This is a genomic window from Pseudomonas taetrolens, from assembly GCF_900475285.1.
In the GTDB taxonomy this organism is placed as follows: domain Bacteria; phylum Pseudomonadota; class Gammaproteobacteria; order Pseudomonadales; family Pseudomonadaceae; genus Aquipseudomonas; species Aquipseudomonas taetrolens.
In genome coordinates, this window is the sequence record NZ_LS483370.1 from 2186842 (window position 1) to 2205587 (window position 18746).

The window sequence follows — 18746 nt, forward strand, 5'->3', positions numbered from 1 at the left end:
AGGCGCTAAAAAATAGCAAGTTGCATCAGCGCCTACATTGACCGTGTGGGAATCAGATCACGCCGCATGCCACGCGGTCACCACCACCACCCAACGGCTTGGGCATATCCGAATGGTTATCGCCACCGGCATGGATCATCAGCGCGTGGCCTTTGATCTCTGAGATGCTCTTTAGTCGCGGAGCTAGCACCGGGTAGGTGGCCATGCCGTCGGCGGTCACGTACACCGCCGGCAAATCCCCCAGGTGCCCGTCGGCATACGGCCCAAGATGCTTGCCGGTTTTCTGCGGATCGAAATGCCCACCTGCCGCCAGCGCAGCACCTTTGACACCATCCTTCTCACCCGCTTCGCAACTGCCGTTTTCGTGCAGATGGAAACCATGCACACCCACCGGCAGTGATTTGAGATTCGGCGTGAACAGCAGGCCATAGGGCGTCTCAGTAATCGTTATCGCGCCGATAGCTTGTGGCGCACCGTCGGCGCTCACCATATTTATGGGTATATCTTGGGAAGCTGCGTGGGACGTGCCTATTGCGAGGGTACCGATCAAACCAAACCACAGTGAGTTTTTCATAGTTGACTCCTGAATTGTATGAGCGATTTTTGAGAGAGCGAACTCTTAGACGGTAAGCAATTAACTGCCGATGAAGTGGATTGTGACGACGCACAATGACTCGCTAGCATAAACATGAGAGTTGGTGGGCAATTCAGAAGTTTCATATGAATGTGAATAGCCCCAAGTTTCGTAGAAACTTTCGAGAGGCAGCTTATGGCCGATAGTTGCCTGTCATTAATGGCCGGTTTGTAACTGGCAAGCTCCATCTATCGTTTGAAAGTGTTGCTTCCTGTGCGTCTTCTACACTGACGAAGCTCGCAAGTGACCCGTTGGTCACGACATCGGGTCCACTGTCTTTGCACGTTGCCGGTAACGCTTTCCAGCCTTTGTGGGTTGACGCAGGCGCTGATAATCACCCTGCAACCCCACACCAACCAGATCGCGAGGGGACACACGCCATGAACGCAATTACGACCAAAGACGGCACCAGGATTTTCTACAAGGATTGGGGGCCGAAAGACGCGTCGCCCATCGTGTTTCACCACGGTTGGCCGTTGAGCGCTGATGACTGGGACAACCAGATGATGTTCTTCTTGCTCAAAGGCTACCGGGTGATCGCGCATGACCGCCGCGGACACGGGCGCTCGACCCAGACGTGGGAGGGCAACGAAATGGATACCTACACCGCCGATGTCATCGAGCTGACCGATGTGCTCGACCTCAAGGGGGCGATCCATGTCGGCCACTCGACCGGGGGTGGTGAAGTCGCACGCTACGCCGCGCGAGCCAAACCGGGACGTGTTGCCAAGGCCGTACTGATCAGCGCGGTTCCACCCATCATGGTCAAGTCGGAAAAGAATCCTGGAGGCTTACCTCTGGAAGTTTTCGACGGGTTCCGTTCGGCATTGGTTGCCAGTCGTGCGCAGTTTTACGTGGACGTGCCGGCGGGGCCGTTCTACGGCTTTAATCGACCCGGGGCCAAGGTCTCGCAAGGCGTCATCGACAACTGGTGGCGTCAAGGCATGATGGGCGGCGCAAAAGCTCATTACGACTGCATCAAGGCGTTTTCTGAAACCGATTTTACCGAAGATTTAAAGGCGATTCAGGTGCCGACGCTGGTTATGCATGGCGAGGACGATCAGATCGTGCCGTTTGCAGATTCTGCGCCGCTTTCGGCCAAACTCTTGAAGCATTCCACGCTCAAGACGTACCCGGGCTTTCCTCACGGAATGCCGACGACCAACGCGGATCAGATCAATGCTGATTTGTTGGCGTTTATTCGCGGTTGAGCAATGCGCCGTGACGGCGGCTGCACAAGATATGGGGACCGATTTGTTTTCGATGAAAATAGATCTATCCCTTTTTTCACACCAACGCTCCAGTAAGCAGCGTTGAGCGACCGGTTTTAGCCGAAAGCTGCCCTTTGTGACAGGCTGCTATCGGCCAGAATCGGTCACTGATCAAGAACCACACGCTACGCTGTAGCTAGAAACCCTTCCTTTGGGCCGTGCCCACTGAAACGCCTACCACGGCCTGTGCAAATGTCGTTATGTATTGGTTTTCAACTTCGTCCACAAGCGAGTACCAAGCCGTGCGATGGCAGCCGGGAGATCCTCAACGGTGAATAACTTGTCCATTACACTTTTAGGCGGGTAAATCGCCAGGTCCTGCTTCACGGACGGAATGACGTATTCATCCGCCGCAATTTTCGCCCCTGTAGGTGCCGGCGCATTTTCCAATTTGAGCCCTGAAGCAGCTGCGGCCTGTCGATTGTTCGAGGCCCAGCAGGCCGTCGCGGATGCGCAGGGAGCACAGTCGTTGCTGGCGCCGCAGCCGCTTGTTCTTCAACGGTTGCAGCTCTTTGATCAGCCGCGACTCCAGCAATAAGGCGCCGATTTCCCCGGCAGTTTGCTGGTATTCGATGCGTTGTGCCTGGCGCAGCATCCGGGCTTCTTCAGGTGTTCGGAGGTGCGCCAGCAGTCGGCTGCGAATATCGATACTTTTTCCGATGTAGGGCGGTATCGAGTCGCCCTCGGCGTAAAACATGTACACCCCGGGAGCGCGGGGAGCTGCCTCGACCTGAGCGCGTAGGTGTGCGGGATACACATGGACCGGGTCGGAGAGAGCAGGGCGGATGGGCATTGTGGAACCTTCGTCGCTGATCATTGGGCGCATTGATCGCGCATGGCCAATCTGACACTCATCGACCTGGCAGGGCTCGATTGAAGTGCAATGACCCTGGCGGTAATTGCGCTCAACAGCCGCTGCAGGTCTGTTGCGTCAGCGCCAGATGCCACGCCGCACTTTCCCCGGTGGCGCGCCATAGACTTCCTTGAATTTTTTGCTGAATGCCGCCTGGGATTGGTAACCCGCCTGCAACGCAATATCGCTCAATCCCAGGTGAGAATGGCTAAGCAGGCTGAATGCCAATTCCATCCGGACTTGCGTGAGCAATACCCAGGGAGACACACCCGACACGCGAACGAAGGTCCGCATAAAGGTCGCACGGGACATGTTGGCGGTTTTGGCCAGGGTTTCAATCGTCCATGGCTGGGCAGGGTCAGCCAGCATCGCCTGCCAAACGGGCCCCAGGCGCTTATCGCTGAGCAAGGCGAGCATGCCGGTCTCTTGGCCGTGGGTGGCTAAATGGGCGCGAAGGATGAGGGTGAATAGCGCCTGAGACAGGGCGTCGAGCAAAAAACGGGCACCTGCCTGATCGGAGTCGGCCTCTGCGCGGAGTATTTCGATCAGGGCAGGCAAAGAGCCGTTTGCCGCAAAAGCACCTCGGGGGATCACCAGATATTCCGGCAACGAAGCAAACAGCAGTGAAGCCCGGTTGTAGTAAAAGCTGCCGCAGAGCATGTCCAGATCCACACTCGAACCGCCAATGCGCTGAACGGGTAAACCTCCATCCGAGACAGGTTTCGGCGATGTGGGGGCAACGATTTTGCCGAGGCTATGCATGACATGTGGCAAGCCACCAGCCAGCAACAGGATGTCTCCGGCACGCATGGGCAGACGCTGGCCGCCCGGGAGCTCTACTTGGCACTCACCGGCCAGTACGATGTGGTAAGGCGCGGTACCCAAGGCTTCCTGTTCATGTTGCAGCGCCCAGTCACCCTGAAATTGACAGCGTACATCCAGGCTGCCGCGAACGTTGGCAAGGCTGATGAGTTTATCGATCGGGTTCATTTGAGCGTATCGGAGAAAAAACTCAGCCTATCGAACAAGCCCGTTGCGGGACATTGCATACACTCAATGAGTCGAAACATGATCACCACCTGCTCAGGAGTTAACGTAATGTTCAAAAACTGGTCCGAACTGCTGCCCAATATTCAGAAAGCTTTCGGTGCGCTGGGCAAGAGCAACCCCAAAATGGTCAAGGCTTATATGGCCCTTGGTGAAGCCTCTGCCGAAAACGATGTACTGGATGCCAAGACCCGCGAATTGATTTCGATAGCTGTTGCCGTCACCACCCGCTGCGACGGGTGTATTGCCGCTCACACTGATGCCGCGATCAAGGCTGGTGCGAGCCGTGAAGAGGTTGCCGCGACTCTGGCCACCGCGATTTCGCTGAATGCCGGCGCAGCCTATATCTACTCGCTGCGTGCACTTGAAGCATACGACACCTTGAAAAAATAACGCATCGCACATGACGGCAACGGCCCCGGGCACTTCAGTGTACCGGGGCTTTTTATTGCACCCTCGATATTCAGCACGGCAATACCGCAATGTTGTCCTCCGGCACGTCCGGAATGGCTGCGGGGCATCCGTTCGTCCAAAGTTCGGCACTTGCCGCTGAAATTAAACTCTTACAGACAGGCACGGATATCCCGCGCTTCAGCAATGGAGAGTCAGCATGGACATCGACAAAAGCGCGCCCGGGAACCTCTCTCAGCAGGGGGTAACGAGTGGTACGGACAACGAAGCAGGGCTCGATCCGAGGCCGGGGAAGCGTGAAGTTCCAGTGCCCGGGAAAAACAAGGCGCCTCATGAAGAAGACATGACGGACGTGGGGGCAGCCGACTCGGTAGCGAGTGAGCATCCTGAATCATGAGGCGAGCGACTGGCAGTCAAAAAGCCCGGCCACCGTATCGGGCTTTTTTGTGCGCAGCAGATAAAGCCCGGGCGTGCCGAATGCATAGCCAATCCAGGCAGGCAACCTCGCGCTGAGCATCTGCAGAGCGTTTGAGTTGGGTAAAACGTCGCCATACACCCGGATCATCAAAGCCATTGGCGATGATTATGCAGGCTGCTGCATCGAGTCGGTCTGCTTCGAAGAACAGGCCCGCGTTCAGGATGAGTTGTGCATTCCAGTATTCGTTGCCAGCGGATCTACAGCGTGAAATGTTCATGATGATTGACTCGTGCCGCTCCTCGGCATAGCCATTTCAGCGCCACTGAACGTCGGTGATGCCGTATTTTTCAGCCATTGGCCTGGAGAACAATTTGAGTGGCGGTTTGCCGGGTTTTGGAATGGGGGTCGCCCCCGCGTCACAGCCCGCCCACTGCCAGGCGTCCTCAGTGCTCATCCGTGCCGCTCGAACCGTGAGTTTCTTCGGAGCACCATGCAGTTTGTACTCGATGGTAAAGAGGTTTTGCTGACTCATGTCTGTTATGGCTCCTTGCTGCCTTTCAAGGCAGATGTTTATTGAAGGCTCTCAAAACGTCAGACAAACCGTGGTTGGCAAAATTCATTCATTTTTCGGTGGCGCATTTTCGAGCGGCAAGGAAGCGCTGTTCAGCGGTGAGGGCGGGAAGGGCGCCGGGGAATCAACCACGGGTTGTTGCAGTCAATCACTAACTCGCTGTTTTTAAATAAATTTATTTCAGACTCGGGGTTCCCAAGTTGAAATAATGTTGATATATTTCCGCGCATTCCTGCACAGGCCACCCCGTTGGCCGCTACGAATCAACCTATTCGAAGTCAGCAGGATCGCAACAGCTACAGGGGCGTCGCCAAGCGGTAAGGCAGCAGGTTTTGATCCTGCCATGCGTTGGTTCGAATCCAGCCGCCCCTGCCATTTTCCAGATCTCATCCCGTTGATATAAAGCCGCAAGCGGCCGTTGTCATGGATGAGTGATTTGGTCAGAGCGCCTGCTCTGGCCCGTCCGGCCTGACGCTTCCTGCGTCAGTCGCCAGCTTCCAGACACCTCTGCATTTCCGCGCACACTGCCGGGTAAACCCCTGCTCCTGTTCAGCCAGCCTTGGCCGACACGATGCTCGCCACCTGGCGTGGCTGGCAGTTGAGGTAGGCCGAAGATTGCAGCCAGCGCTGGTCGGGGTACCAGGCGAACATGAATTGCCCATCCTTGAGTTTGTCGACCACCTGACGTGCCACCTGCGGGCGGACGGCAGGGCAACCCTGGCTTCTGCCGATGCGACCCTGACGCTCGCTCCACAACGGATTCACATAGCTGGCCGCATGAATCACGATGGCCCGGTCACGGGCACTGTCATTGATGCCCGGCTCCAGGCCATCCATGCGCAACGAGTAACCGTGGGCGCCCTGATAGCTTTCCTGGGTACGGAACAGGCCCAGGCTGGACTGATGACTGCCTTCAGTGTTGGAGAATTGGGTGGCGAAATTTTCACCGGACTTTTGCCCGTGGGCGACCAGGTCGCGCAGTACCAGGGACTTTTTACGCAGGTCGAAAATCCACAGGCGTCGGGCCGTCGAGGGTTGCGAGTAGTCGATGACGGCCAGGTGCCGGGCTTGACTGGCGCCATTGTTGACGGCGCATTGCATGGCACTCAGGGCACTTTTTAACGCTTGGGGATTGAGTTCCGGGGCCGCGTGGGCGAGGCTGTTGAACAGCACCGGTTGGGAAGAGCTGGCGGCGAACGCAGGGCTGCACAGTGTGCCCAGGGTCGCGGCGGCCAGACAAAGCCGTCGCAAGAATTTCAGCATAGATAAAGAGTTTCCACTAATTGAGTTGGCTCCAGACGTTCCGTCGATCCATGGCGGTCCTGTTTAGATGTTGGCTGAGGGGTGATAGGGTGCCCTTCAACGCGACGACCATGGATTGGAGTAAAGCAGTTGATCAAAAAACACGCATATTACTTGAGCATGGCCTTGTTCGCAGCGCCATTGGTCGTGCTGGCTGATGAGCCTTTGGTCGACGCTATACCGCCCTTGCAGGTGACCCTGGCCCAGTTGCCGCAGGCGTGCCCGGCGCTGGCCGCTCACTTGAGCGCCCCGGCCCAGACGCTTTTGCAGGCGTTTTATCAGGGCCAGGCTTACCAGCCGGTGTGGGCCGATCACGCGCGTTTGCGCCAACTGCAGGGTGTATTGCCCACGCTGGCCGATGACGGGCTGGATCCGCAGAATTATCCGTTACCGGCCGCTGAAGGGCTGTGTGCCGACATCGAGATCAGCCATCAGTACCTGCAGGCCCTGCACGATCTGCACGACGGCCGGCTGTCGCAGGAGCGCTTCGAACCGGTGTGGCATGCCGACTCGGTCGCCCCTGACCGCCAGGCCCCATTGCTGGCGATCGCCGGCCCCGGCCTGCACAACATCGAAGAGGCCTTTGCCCGCGCGCGTCCCGCGTTCGAGCCCTACCAGAACCTGCGCCGGGTATACGCCCGTCAGCGCCTGTTGCCATTGCCGCAGTGGCAGCCCATTGTCGAAGGGCCGCTGCTGCGACCTGGCATGCAGGATGCGCGGGTGCCCGCTCTGGCGCAGCGTCTGCTCAGTGAGGGCTACCTGAGCCAGCTTCCGGTGACCCCTGACAACACCTACAACGACGCCCTGGTGGCGGCCGTCAAGAGCTTCCAGCTTGATCACTCGTTGCAAAGCGACGGGGTGGTGGGTGCAGGCACCTTGAAGGAGTTCAACGTCAGCCCGGCGACGCGCCGTGAGCAACTGCGGATCAACCTCGAACGTTTTCGCTGGATGGCCCGGGATTTCGAGCCCACCAGCCTGTTGATCAACGTACCGGCGGCCTTGCTGATCGTTTATCAAAATGGCGAGCCGGTGTGGCAGACCCGCACCCAGGTAGGGCGTGCCGAGCGCCAGACGCCGTTGCTGAAATCCCGAGTGACGCGCCTGACACTCAATCCGACCTGGACCATCCCGCCGACCATCTTCAAAGAAGACAAACTGCCGCAGATCCGTCGCGATCAGTCGTTCCTGAGCCGCCATGACCTGCAGGTACTCGACAGCAGCGGACATCCGCTGGCGGCGCAGGACATCGACTGGGATCGCCCGGGCAACATTCTCCTGCGTCAGGGTGCCGGGCCGAGAAACCCGCTGGGCCGCATCGTCATCCGCTTTGCCAACCCCTTCGCCGTGTACCTGCACGACACGCCCAGCCAGGCGCTGTTCAGCAAGGGGCCGCGGGCGTTCAGTTCGGGTTGCGTAAGGGTCGAGGCAGTCTTTCAGTTGCGCGACCTGCTGGTGACTCCCGCCGAGAAAGCGCGCACCGAAGAGCTGCTGAGTACAGGATTGACCCACGAATTCAGATTGTCCTCGCCCATGCCGATCCTGCTCACTTACTGGACTGCACAAGCAGACAAAGAAGGGCGGGTGGTGTATGCCCCGGATATTTACAACTTCGACCCCGCCCTGATCGCGGCATTGACCGGCAAACGCTGAAGCCGGCGTGAGGTGGGGACGATTTACGATTCACTCCGATTATTGACTGTCGAGAGAGCCCTGAATGAACCATTGGCCGGATTCACGCATTATTGATCTGTTGGGTATCACCGCTCCCATCATCCAGGCGCCGATGCTTGGCGCGGGGGCGGAGATGATGGTGGGCGTTGCCAGGGCAGGCGGACTCGGCTCGCTGGCTTGCGCCACGCTGAGTCTGGCGTCGATCCGCAGCGAAGTGGCGGCCTTTCGTGCCCAGTGCGATCAGCCATTGAACCTGAATTTTTTCTGCCATCAGCCCGCCGAGCCCGACGAGGCCCGTGCGCAGCAGTGGAAGGCCCTGTTCAAGCCTTACTACGACGAGCTGGGTGCCGACTACGATGCACCGACGCCGGTCTCCAGCCGTGCGCCGTTTGACGAGGCGACCTGCGCGCTGGTTGAGGAACTGCGCCCACAGGTGGTCAGTTTTCATTTCGGTTTGCCCGACGCTGCGTTGCTGGCCCGAGTCAAGGCCTGTGGTGCCAAGGTACTCAGCTCGGCCACGACGGTAGAAGAAGCGCAGTGGCTGGAACGCCACGGCTGCGATGCGATCATTGCCATGGGCTATGAGGCCGGTGGTCATCGGGCGATGTTTTTGAGCCGTGAACTGACCACCCAGATCGGTACGTTTGCCCTGGTGCCGCAAATAGTCGATGCGGTGTCGGTGCCGGTGATTGCCGCAGGCGGCATTGCCGATGCGCGGGGTATCGCCGCAGCGTTTGCGTTAGGCGCGAGCGCGGTGCAAATCGGCACCGCGTATCTGTTTTGCCCGCAGGCAAAGCTGGCACAGGCCCACCGCCAGGCATTGCGTGAGGCCAGTTCCAGTGACACCGCGCTGACCAACCTGTTTACCGGCCGCCCGGCCCGGGGCATCGTCAATCGGGTGATGCGCGAGCTGGGACCGATCAACCCCCAGGCGCCGGCCTTCCCGTTGGCCGGCGGCGTGCTGTTACCGCTGAAGGCCCTGACCGAGCCCGCCGGCTCCGGTGACTTCATCAACCTGTGGGCGGGGCAGGGGTTTGCCCTGAGTCCGGGGCGCACGGCCGAACTGTCGGCCTATGCGCTGACCCGGCACTGGATCGATGATTACATCGCCCGTTCCACATGCGCATAGCGTGTTTGCGCGGCATAGCCTGAGGTGCGGATCAGTAAGATGACCGCACCTGCCACCGGCAAGCTCACCAGCAGCAACGCATAGCGCAAAGACTCAATACCATAGGCCGGTTGCAGGGCATCGCTGAACAGACCGGCCAGCAAGGGCCCGGCACCGACACCCAGCAGGGTCGACAGGATGGTCTGCAAGGCCATCGCGGTTCCGCGACGGTTGGCCGGCACCAACTGCGTGACCAGGTTATACGATGGCGCCACCCACCACACCGCAAAAAAACTGTAGAGCGCGCACCACAGCATCGCGCTGGGGACCGGCACATCGCCCAGGTGCATCCACACGGTTTGCGGCCATAACAGATAGGCGAACAGCGCACAGAGGGCTGCCAGGTGGCCGATGACCGGAATGCCCACTTGCCAGTGCGGGTTGCGCGGAGTCAGGTGGTCGCTGAGCCAGCCGCTGAACAACGCGCCGATCCCGGCCACACCGCCACAGATAAAACCGGCCAGCAGCCCGGCATGTTGCAGTGACATGCCATGGGAGCGCACCAGAAAACTGGTGTTCCACATCGCGATGGCATAGGAGCTGAGCGTGGTCAGGCCACCGGCCAATATCAAGCAGCGATAGGCCGGGAGCGCCCAGAGTTTGCGTGCTTCACTGCCCAGGCTTTGCAGGGGATGCGCGGCATGCGCAGGGGCCAGGTCCCATCGGCCGCGGACCGGGTCCTTGACCAGGAAGGCCAGGAGTGTAGAAAACAGCAAGGCCGGCATACCGATCAGGATAAATGCGCTGCGCCAGCCATACTGCTCAACCACCCAGGCGCCGAGGCTCAGGCCGATGACGGCGGAGAAGGTCGGGGCAGCGGTGAAGCAACTGATGGCAAACGAGCGGCGATGGGGCGGATACAGATCGGCAATGATCGACATCGAAGCCGAGGTGGTGGGTGATTCACTCACCGCGACGGCCATGCGTGCGACCGCCAGTATCCAGAAGCTGGTGGCCAGGCCGCACAGCATGGTGGCGACGGCCCACAGCAGGCAGGCCATCGCCAGTAAACGGGTGCGTGACATGCGATCGGCCAGGCGTCCGGCAGGCAGGGCGAGCAGGGCGTAGACCCCGGCAAACGCCAGACCGGAAATCAGTCCCATGGCGGTATCGCCGACCCCGAATTCGCGTTTGATCGGCTCGATCATCACCGCCAGGATCTGACGCCCGACAAAGTTGTCGGCAAACACTGCAGCCAGCAATAACAGCAAACCGTGGCTGCGCCAGCCGACGTGAGTGTTGGACATAGTCGATTCCCAATCCGGTAAGAACGACAAAGACGCGAACGCATCACGCGACCGCGCCTTTGATCAGTACACGCCTCAGGCCCGCTGGCGGGCCAGGGTCATGGCGGTGTCTTCAATCATGTCTTCCTGGCCGCCGACCATGCCGCGGCGACCCATTTCCACGAGGATTTCCCGTGCCGGTACGCCGTATTTCTTCTCGGCGCGCTTGGCGAACAGCAGGAACGAGCCATACACCCCGGCGTAACCCATGGTCAGGGCATCGCGGTCGCTGCGGATCGGGAAGTCCATGATCGGCACGACCAGGTCTTCGGCCACGTCCTGAATCCCGAATACGCTGACCCCGGTGTCGATGCCCATGCGGTCACACACCGCCACCAGGATTTCCATCGGTGTATTGCCCGCGCCCGCACCCAGGCCCGCGGCTGCCGCATCAATCCGGGTGGCGCCGGCTTCGATGGCGGCGATGGAGTTGGACACGCCCATCGACAGGTTGTGGTGACCGTGAAAACCGATTTCGGTGTCCGGATGCAGCGCCGCACGCATCGCCGCCACCCGCGCCTTGATATCGTGGGGCAGCATGTAGCCCGCCGAATCGGTGAGGTAGATGCAATTCGCGCCGTAGCTCTCCATCAGCTTGCCTTGCTTGACCAGCCCTTCAGGGCTGTTCATGTGCGCCATCATCAGGAAGCCCACGGTGTCCATGCCCAGCTTGCGGGCATAGGAAATGTGCTGTTCCGAGACGTCGGCTTCAGTGCAATGGGTGGCGACGCGAATGGTGTTGACCCCCAGTTCGTGGGCCATCTGCAGATGATCCACGGTGCCGATGCCAGGCAATAGCAGGGCAGACACCCTGGCCTGTTTCATCATCGGAATGACCGCCGACAGGTACTGCTCGTCGGTGTGTGCCGGGAAGCCATAGTTCACCGAGCTGCCGCCCAGGCCATCACCGTGGGTCACTTCAATCAGTGGTACGCCGGCTGCATCCAGGCCGCAGGCGATGTCTTTCATCTGTTGCAGGCTGATCTGGTGACGCTTGGGGTGCATGCCGTCGCGCAGGCACATGTCATGCACGGTAATTTTTTTGCCGCGAAGGTCCATGGATAGCTCCTAAATGAAAGGCAAGGCTTAAGCGAGGGCAGGTTGTGGGGTGCTGGCCTTGAGTTGCAGCTCGCCCTTGAGGATTTCCTCGGCAAACATTTCCGCCGTGCGTGCTGCCGCGGCGGTCATGATGTCGAGGTTGCCGGCATACTTGGGCAAGTAGTCGCCCAGGCCTTCGACTTCCATGAAAATCGACACCCGGTTGCCATCGAACACCGGGCCGTTGACCAGCTTGTAGCCCGGTACGTACTGCTGTACCTGCTCGATCATGTTGGCGATGGCCAGGCTGATCGCCGCTTGATCCGGCTCGGTTTCCGTCAGGCAGTGCACGGTGTCGCGCATGATCAGCGGTGGCTCGGCCGGGTTGACGATGATGATCGCCTTGCCCTTTTTCGCGCCGCCCACCTGCTCGATGGCACTGGCTGTGGTGCGGGTGAATTCATCGATGTTCTTGCGCGTGCCGGGGCCGACTGACTTGGACGCTGCCGTCGCCACGATCTCGGCGTAGGCCACGGGCTGCACGCTGGACACGGCCGCGACCAGCGGGATGGTCGCCTGGCCACCGCAGGTGACCATATTGACGTTCATGGCGCCGCGCTTGAGGTTGGCCTTGAGGTTGACCGGAGGCACGCAATACGGGCCGATGGCGGCCGGGGTCAGGTCGATCATCAGCACGCCGAGCGCATTGAGTTTGCGGCTGTTTTCGGCGTGTACGTAGGCCGAGGTGGCATCGAAAGCGATCTGGATGTTGTCGGCCAGCACGTGCTCCAGCAGCCCGTCGACGCCGTCACTGGTGGTTTTCAGGCCCATCTCGCGGGCGCGGCTCAGGCCTTCGGAAGTGGCATCGATCCCCACCATCCAGACCGGCTCCAGCACTTCGCTGCGCAACAGTTTGTAGAGCAGGTCGGTGCCGATATTGCCCGGCCCGATCAGGGCGCATTTAATCTTTTTGCTCATGGGTAGGTTCTCGAACGGGGGGTTAGGACACAAAGCGCAGGCGGGCAGTACCCAGGCCGCTGAGGCTCAGGCTGACTTCATCGCCAGGTTGTACCGGCACCAGCGGCGCCAGCGCTCCGGAAAGAATGATTTCGCCCTTGCGAAACGGAATGTCGAACTTGCCCAGGGTGTTGGCCAGCCATGCCACCGCTTCACACGGATGGCCCTGAACGGCCGAGCCGAAACCATGGCCGGCGGGCTGGCCGTTTTTCTGCAGGTGCAACTCCACCTTGGCCAGGTCCAGTGTGCGCGGGTCGATGCGCTGCTCGCCGAGGGCGAACACTCCGCATGAGGCGTTGTCGGCTACGGTGTCCTGAATGCGGATTTGCCAGTCGGCGATGCGCGAATCGACAATCTCGAAGCACGGCACCACCCATTGGCTGGCGGCCATGACGTCTTCGGCCGTGATGCCCGGTCCATGCAGATCCTCGCCGAGAATAAAGGCAATTTCGCCTTCGGCCCGGGGCTGAACCAGATGATGGGCGCTAAAGCTCACATCGCTGTTATCGGCCACTTGCATGCGGTTGGTCAGAAAACCGAAATCCGGTTGATGCACATCGAGCATGTCTTGAACGGCACGGCTGGTAACGCCGATTTTCTTACCGATTACCTGTTCGCCCAGCGCCTGGCGCCGCTGCAAAAAACGCAGCGAGATCTGATAGGCCATATCCAGGGTCAAGTCCGGATAACGCTGGGTCAGCGGTTGCAGGCTGCGGCGCTCAAGCAGGGCATGAAACAGCTCGTCGCCCAGGGCTTCAATCAACTGTGTGTCCATAAACAACTCCATAAGCCAGAAATACCGTTGTAGCCGCGGTTACTGGCAGCGGCTACAGCCTTTGCGTGTGCCGGATCAGCCCGGCCACACGCTGGATTCAGCGCCGCCGTCGACTTCGAGGATCTTGCCGGTGACCCAACGCGAGGCGGGGGTGGCGAGGTACAGCGCTGCCGCCGCAATGTCCTCGGTCTCGCCCAGGCTTTGCAGCGGTGTGGCCTTGATCATGCCCTCGCGCATGGCCACCGGCAGCACCCGGTTCAGGGCATCGGTGAGGATCGGGCCGGGAGCAATCGCGTTGACGCGCACCAGCGGGGCAAAGTCCTGGGCCAGCAGCCGGGTCAGGTGGCTCAACGCAGCTTTGGCGCTGCCATAGGCGCTGAACTGGGTTTGTGCGTAGCGTGCGGCGCCCGAGGTGATATTCATGATGTTGCCTGTCCCGGCTTCACGCATGTGCGGCACACTCAGCTGGCACAAGTGGTAGGCCGAAGACACGTTGAAACGCAGGATTTCTTCAAAGCGTTCGACGCTCAGGGTCAAGGGATCATTCGGCCCCGCGCCACCGGCGTTGTTCACCAGGTGGGTGATGCGGCCCATGTGCTCACGGGCCTGGGTGATCAGCGCTGTACGCTGTTCGGCATCATTCACGTCACAGGTCACGGCGAGCGCACGACGCCCCAGGCCACGCACTTCTACAGCCACCGCTTCGACATCGCTGAGGGTGCGTGCAGCCAGCACCACGTCGGCGCCCGCTTCGGCATAGGCCAACGCAATGCCGCGACCGATGCCCCGGCCACCGCCGGTGATCACCGCCACGCTGCCGGTCAGATTGAAGCGCTGAATAATGTTCATAAACAGACTGTTCCTTGTAGTCGTTAATAACCTCGGGCTTTAGCGCAGCGTTAGCGCGGCGCCCACAGATCAGGCAGGCCCGGATCGCTGGCGGCAATCAGGCGCTTGAGCAGGACTTTAAGGGCCTGGGCATCGCCCGGCCCCAGTTTGGCCGACACGTTCTCTTCCACAGCCTTGGCCAGGGCCAGCTGCTGCAAGGATGCTTCGCGGCCGGTTGCGGTCAGCACATAGCGCGGTGCATGGCTGTTGCCTTCCAGTGCCACCAGGTTCTGTTTTTCCAGAAAGCGCATGCTGGCGACCGTCACCACATGCCCGGTGTAGCTCACGAACGTGTTGATTTCGTTGAGGGTCATGTTGTCGCGGATACACAGCACGGACAGGATGAAAAACGCGTGCTCGTCCAATTGCTGATTGCTCAGCAGGCGATGCAAGGCATCCAGCAGCTGGTAATGGGCCCGGCCCAGCAAATACCCGAGCAGGTCTTCGGTGTAGCTGCACTCGGGTGGTGGCGGGGTGGTTGCCAGGCGCAGTTCACTGCGCGGCTTGCGGGTGGCCAGTGCGTATTGCCCGCTCTGGAACGCCAGCGGCGCCCGGTCGCTGTGATCGAATGCGAGCACCTCACCGACAAAAATGACGTGATCGCCCCCTTCATACTGGAACGCCGTGCGGCACTGGAACCGAGCGGTGCAGTCCTGCAACAGCGGGGCTTCACTGATGCCGTTGTCGAGCTCGATTTCGGCGAACTTATTTTCGCCCTGCATGGCAAAGCGGCCGGACAGAGGCTCCTGTTCGGTCGACAGCACGTGCACGTTCCAGTGCTTGCCCGAGCTGAACACAGGCAGGCTGCGGGCCGACTTGGCCAGACTCCAGAGTACCAGTGGCGGGTTGAGCGACACTGAGTTGAAACTGTTGGCGGTGATCCCGATCGGCGAGCCGTCTTCAGCCTGGGTGGTGATGATCGTCACCCCGGTGGTGAAGGTGCCCAGCGCGGTACGGAATGCCTGCGGATCAAAACTGCTTTGCATTGCCATGACGAACCTCATGGATTGAATTTTCGTGCTGGCAGTATTCGCCTCCGCAAAGCGCGCTACATCGTCTTAATGGACTAACGGATTCGGCCGATTATCGTCCGATTGGACGAGGTAATCGGCTGTGCTATTCGCTAGCGTCGGCTCATCGAACCGGTGTATCAGAGGACTCATCCATGACGTTCAGCAGCACTGCTCCAGAACAGTTGTCCAGCCTGTTGCAGGCGCAAAAACAAGCTTTCATCGAAGCTGGCCCGGTGAGTGCCGAGCAGCGCCGCGAGCGCATCCAGCGTGTGATTGAGCTGTTGGTGCGCTACCAGCAACCGTTGGTGGAGGCGATGGATGCGGACTTTGGCGGCAGGCCGCAGGGTTTCTCGCTGATGAACGATGTACTGGGTTCGCTGGCATCGCTCAAATATGCACGTGATCACCTGGCGCACTGGGTCGCGGACGAACCCCGTGAAGTATTCGCGCCTTATGACCAGTTGGGTGGCAAGGCCTGGATCATGTATCAGCCCAAAGGCTCGATCGGCATCATCGGTACCTGGAATGCGCCGCTGTTTACCCTGCTGAGCCCATTGGCCTGTGCGCTGGCTGCCGGCAACCGGGCAATTCTCAAGCCTTCGGAGGTGGTGCCGCGTACCGCACAGGTCGTGGCGCAAGCCTTTGCCGAACTGTTCGATCCACTGGAAGTGGCGGTGGTCACCGGTGAGGCTGACCTGGCCCAGGTCTTTACCGCGCAACCGTTTGACCACCTGGTATTCACCGGCAGCACCGCAGTCGCCCGCTCGGTGATGCGCAATGCCGCCGAAAACCTGGTGCCGTTGACCCTGGAGCTGGGCGGCAAGTCGCCGGTGATTGTTTCCCGCAGCGCAGACCTGGCCAAGACGGCATTCAGCATTGCCGCGGCCAAAGGCAATAACGGCGGGCAGATTTGTATTAACCCGGACGTGGTGTACGTGCCTCGCGAACAACTTGAAGACTTTATCGGGGTATTGGGGGCGGCCTATGGCGAGCTGTTCCCGAGCATTGAGGGCAACCCGGATGTGGTGGCCGTAGTCAATGCCCGGCACTTGCAGCGCATTGAAGGTTATGTGCAGGACGCCCGCGCCCGCGGGGCCCGGGTCGAGAGCTTTCCTCAGGCGCTGCCGGCCGACGACCAGGCGCGCCGCCGTCCGCTGCAGGTGGTGGTCAACCCGCCTCGCGAAAGCCAGATTCTGCACGAGGAAATCTTTGGGCCGGCGCTGGTGCTGCTGCCTTATGATGCGCTGGATCAGGCGCTGGCCGATATCCATTCCCGTGAGCGGCCACTGGCGCTGTACTACTTTGGCCAGAATGAAGAAGAGCAGCGCCATGTGCTGCAACACACGATTTCCGGCGGGGTGACCATCAACGACGTGATGATGCATGCCGCTTTGCACGACGCGCCGTTCGGTGGTGTCGGGGCATCCGGCATGGGGCATTATCACGGCCGCGAAGGCTTCCTTGAATTCAGTCATCTGCGCACTGTATTCAAGGCGCCTGCCCATGATCCGCGCCGCGAATGGGGCCTGCTACCGCCTTATGGCGAGCATTTCCTGCCCGCCATGCAGGCCATGGTCACCGCCGACTGATCTTCGCCCGCCCTCCGTAGGCGCGAGTTGTTGTAGAGGGCGTTGCGTCAATAAAAACAAGATTTGACTGGAGATTGATTTTGCAAAGCCCTGTCGTTACACCTGAAGAATCGCAAACCCCGGCTGGCTGGCCGCGTCGCCATGTCCTCAAGGCAGGCGCCCTGGCGGTCGGTGCCGGCTTGCTGGGGCGCTTTGCCAGTGCGGCGAGCGTTAATGGCGTAACGCCTGACGAGTACCTGAAAATGGATGCCTGGGACATGGCCACGGCCGTGCGCAAAGGCGAACTCAGCCCGGAAAACCTGCTGGCGGCTGCCATGGCCCGCTGTGATGCAGTCAACCCCAAGGTCAAGGCGGTCAACATGCGCCATGACGCGTATGCCGATGCGCTGCTCAAGGCCCGCCGGGCGCAGGGGGCATCGGCGTCCGGTGTATTGGCCGGGGTGCCGATCCTGATCAAGGACCTCAACACCTACCTTGAAGGCACGCCGACCTCCAATGGCTGCCGCCTGTTCAAAGATGCACCGCCAGCGCCTCACACCAGCACCTTGATTGCCCGTTATCAGGCGGCAGGTGCCGTGCCGTTCGGCAAAACCACCTGCCCGGAATTCGGTCTGACCACAACCACCGAGTCCCTGTTGTGGGGCCAGACCCGCAACCCGTGGAACCTGGCGATGAGCGCTGGAGGATCGTCCGGCGGGGCCGCTGCAGCGGTGGCGGCGGGGATCGTACCGGTGGCGCATGCCACGGACGGTGGCGGTTCCATCCGGATCCCGGCGTCCTATTGCGGTCTGGTCGGGCTCAAGCCCAGCCGCTATCGCACCCCGAGCGGACCTGGAAAATACGAGGGCTGGTTTGGTGCCAGCGTGGGCAATGTGGTGTCGCGCAATGTGCGGGACATGGCGTTGTTCATGGATGTGGGCCAGGGGCATGAGGCTGGCAGTCCGTACTGGACCAAGCCACTGGTGCGCCCGTATGTGGACGAGTTGAATGCGGCCCCCGGACGCTTGCGGATCGGCCTGGTGCGAGATTCGCTGACCGGCTCGCCACTGGATCCGGCGGTGGCCAAGGTGCTGGACGAGACGGCCAGGCGTTTGAGCGGGCTGGGGCATAACGTTGAAGAGCTGCGCCTGAATATTGATCCGCGCCAACTGTTTGGTGCCCACGGCGCGGTGATTGGCGACGCTTTGCTGACTCTGGTGCACGACCGTGAACAAGTCCTGGGTCGCAGCGGCACCCCTGAAGACTTCGAGCGCATCACCCAGGTGGTGCTGGGCAATGCCCGGAAAGTCACGGGGGAGGGCTTGTACCGGGCGCGACAATCGTTTGAAAGCATTGGTGGCTACATGGAGCAGCAGTTCGACAACTATGACGTGATCCTGTCTCCGGTCACCGCCAACGTCACGCCTGAGCTGGGGCTGCTGACCCTGAACCAGCCTTGGGAAAGCTATGCCCACAACGCCATGGGCAGTGCTGGGTTTACCGTGCTGGCCAACGTCAGCGGGCAGCCGGCCATTTCGTTGCCGATTGGCATGAGCGATAGCGGCCTGCCGATCGGCATGATGTTCACCGGCCCGCTGGGGGGCGAGGACGTGTTGCTGCGACTGGCTGCGCAACTCGAGCAAGACCGTGCGTGGGCCGGCCTGCCAACGGTGTAGGTCCCGCGCAAGCCGCGATCTTCGGCAGGTGCTGAAGATCGCGGGCTTGATCCGCCTCTGTGGGGTTGATTGCCGGACACCGACTAGTCCGCTTTGACGATGATACGCAGCCTTCCAGACGGGATTATTCGTCATACAC

The 18746-nt window shown here is 60.5% G+C and carries 18 protein-coding genes, 1 tRNA gene and 1 pseudogene; 7 read left to right on the forward strand and 13 right to left on the reverse strand.

The window, feature by feature from the left end; translation table 11 throughout:
* Positions 1 to 52: 52 nt before the first annotated feature.
* A complete protein-coding gene (gene sodC, locus DQN55_RS10105) occupies positions 53 to 574 on the reverse strand; it encodes a superoxide dismutase family protein (RefSeq protein ID WP_048380295.1) in 522 nt (173 codons plus the stop codon).
* A gap of 440 nt (positions 575 to 1014) precedes the next feature.
* Here sodC and DQN55_RS10110 point away from each other — a divergent pair, with 440 nt between their 5' ends.
* Positions 1015 to 1845, forward strand: a complete 831-nt coding sequence (locus tag DQN55_RS10110) for an alpha/beta fold hydrolase (protein WP_048380293.1) — start codon at positions 1015 to 1017, stop codon at positions 1843 to 1845.
* Positions 1846 to 2103: 258 nt separating this feature from the next.
* Here DQN55_RS10110 and DQN55_RS22570 read toward each other — a convergent pair.
* From DQN55_RS22570 to DQN55_RS10125, 3 genes and pseudogenes are all read right to left on the reverse strand, one after another.
* Positions 2104 to 2262: pseudogene (locus DQN55_RS22570) on the reverse strand (spermidine/putrescine ABC transporter substrate-binding protein PotF); the annotation flags it as partial.
* Positions 2249 to 2602: a hypothetical protein gene (locus tag DQN55_RS10120; RefSeq protein WP_231995671.1), complete on the reverse strand. Its 354-nt coding sequence runs from the start codon at positions 2600 to 2602 to the stop codon at positions 2249 to 2251. The pseudogene DQN55_RS22570 and the gene DQN55_RS10120, both read right to left, overlap by 14 nt.
* 234 nt (positions 2603 to 2836) lie before the next feature.
* A complete protein-coding gene (locus DQN55_RS10125; RefSeq protein WP_048380291.1) occupies positions 2837 to 3748 on the reverse strand; it encodes an AraC family transcriptional regulator in 912 nt (303 codons plus the stop codon).
* Positions 3749 to 3856: 108 nt separating this feature from the next.
* On the opposite strand from DQN55_RS10125, the gene DQN55_RS10130 reads away from it, so the two are divergent.
* Complete coding sequence (locus DQN55_RS10130) at positions 3857 to 4198, forward strand: carboxymuconolactone decarboxylase family protein (RefSeq protein WP_048380289.1); 342 nt, start codon at positions 3857 to 3859, stop codon at positions 4196 to 4198.
* Between the two features lie 431 nt (positions 4199 to 4629).
* Here the strand turns inward: DQN55_RS10130 and DQN55_RS10140 are convergent, their stop codons facing one another.
* Both DQN55_RS10140 and DQN55_RS10145 read right to left on the reverse strand, forming a co-directional pair.
* Positions 4630 to 4911 (reverse strand): hypothetical protein, encoded by a 282-nt coding sequence (locus DQN55_RS10140; RefSeq protein WP_074702917.1) that lies wholly within the window; start codon positions 4909 to 4911, stop codon positions 4630 to 4632.
* 36 nt (positions 4912 to 4947) lie between these two features.
* On the reverse strand, positions 4948 to 5166 hold the full coding sequence (locus DQN55_RS10145) for a DUF6555 family protein (protein WP_048380284.1): 219 nt from the start codon (positions 5164 to 5166) through the stop codon (positions 4948 to 4950).
* 339 nt (positions 5167 to 5505) lie between these two features.
* Here DQN55_RS10145 and DQN55_RS10150 point away from each other — a divergent pair.
* Positions 5506 to 5580 (forward strand) — tRNA-Gln (locus DQN55_RS10150).
* A gap of 174 nt (positions 5581 to 5754) precedes the next feature.
* On the opposite strand, the gene DQN55_RS10155 is transcribed toward DQN55_RS10150, so the two are convergent.
* On the reverse strand, positions 5755 to 6468 hold the full coding sequence (locus DQN55_RS10155; protein WP_048380282.1) for a murein L,D-transpeptidase catalytic domain family protein: 714 nt from the start codon (positions 6466 to 6468) through the stop codon (positions 5755 to 5757).
* Positions 6469 to 6597: 129 nt separating this feature from the next.
* Between DQN55_RS10155 and DQN55_RS10160 the strand changes: the two genes are divergently transcribed.
* Positions 6598 to 8157: a L,D-transpeptidase family protein gene (locus DQN55_RS10160; RefSeq protein WP_048380281.1), complete on the forward strand. Its 1560-nt coding sequence runs from the start codon at positions 6598 to 6600 to the stop codon at positions 8155 to 8157.
* A gap of 64 nt (positions 8158 to 8221) precedes the next feature.
* A complete protein-coding gene (locus DQN55_RS10165) occupies positions 8222 to 9307 on the forward strand; it encodes an NAD(P)H-dependent flavin oxidoreductase (RefSeq protein ID WP_048380279.1) in 1086 nt (361 codons plus the stop codon).
* Here the strand turns inward: DQN55_RS10165 and DQN55_RS10170 are convergent.
* The 6 genes from DQN55_RS10170 to DQN55_RS10195 form a co-directional block, all read right to left on the reverse strand.
* Positions 9280 to 10593, reverse strand: a complete 1314-nt coding sequence (locus DQN55_RS10170) for a spinster family MFS transporter (RefSeq protein WP_048380277.1) — start codon at positions 10591 to 10593, stop codon at positions 9280 to 9282. The genes DQN55_RS10165 and DQN55_RS10170 overlap by 28 nt on opposite strands.
* Before the next feature lie 75 nt (positions 10594 to 10668).
* Positions 10669 to 11691, reverse strand: a complete 1023-nt coding sequence (gene dmpG / locus DQN55_RS10175; protein WP_048380275.1) for a 4-hydroxy-2-oxovalerate aldolase — start codon at positions 11689 to 11691, stop codon at positions 10669 to 10671.
* A gap of 27 nt (positions 11692 to 11718) precedes the next feature.
* On the reverse strand, positions 11719 to 12648 hold the full coding sequence (locus tag DQN55_RS10180) for an acetaldehyde dehydrogenase (acetylating) (RefSeq protein WP_048380274.1): 930 nt from the start codon (positions 12646 to 12648) through the stop codon (positions 11719 to 11721).
* A gap of 22 nt (positions 12649 to 12670) precedes the next feature.
* Positions 12671 to 13462 carry a fumarylacetoacetate hydrolase family protein gene (locus DQN55_RS10185; RefSeq protein ID WP_048380272.1) on the reverse strand — a complete coding sequence of 264 codons (792 nt, stop codon included), beginning with the start codon at positions 13460 to 13462 and terminating at the stop codon, positions 12671 to 12673.
* A gap of 75 nt (positions 13463 to 13537) precedes the next feature.
* Complete coding sequence (locus tag DQN55_RS10190; protein WP_048380270.1) at positions 13538 to 14311, reverse strand: glucose 1-dehydrogenase; 774 nt, start codon at positions 14309 to 14311, stop codon at positions 13538 to 13540.
* A 50-nt stretch (positions 14312 to 14361) separates the two neighbouring features.
* Complete coding sequence (locus DQN55_RS10195) at positions 14362 to 15342, reverse strand: flavin reductase (protein WP_048380267.1); 981 nt, start codon at positions 15340 to 15342, stop codon at positions 14362 to 14364.
* A 173-nt stretch (positions 15343 to 15515) separates the two neighbouring features.
* Between DQN55_RS10195 and DQN55_RS10200 the strand changes: the two genes are divergently transcribed.
* Both DQN55_RS10200 and DQN55_RS10205 read left to right on the forward strand, forming a co-directional pair.
* Positions 15516 to 16952: a coniferyl aldehyde dehydrogenase gene (locus DQN55_RS10200; protein ID WP_048380265.1), complete on the forward strand. Its 1437-nt coding sequence runs from the start codon at positions 15516 to 15518 to the stop codon at positions 16950 to 16952.
* 80 nt (positions 16953 to 17032) lie between these two features.
* Positions 17033 to 18607, forward strand: a complete 1575-nt coding sequence (locus DQN55_RS10205; RefSeq protein ID WP_048380264.1) for an amidase — start codon at positions 17033 to 17035, stop codon at positions 18605 to 18607.
* Positions 18608 to 18746: the final 139 nt, after the last annotated feature.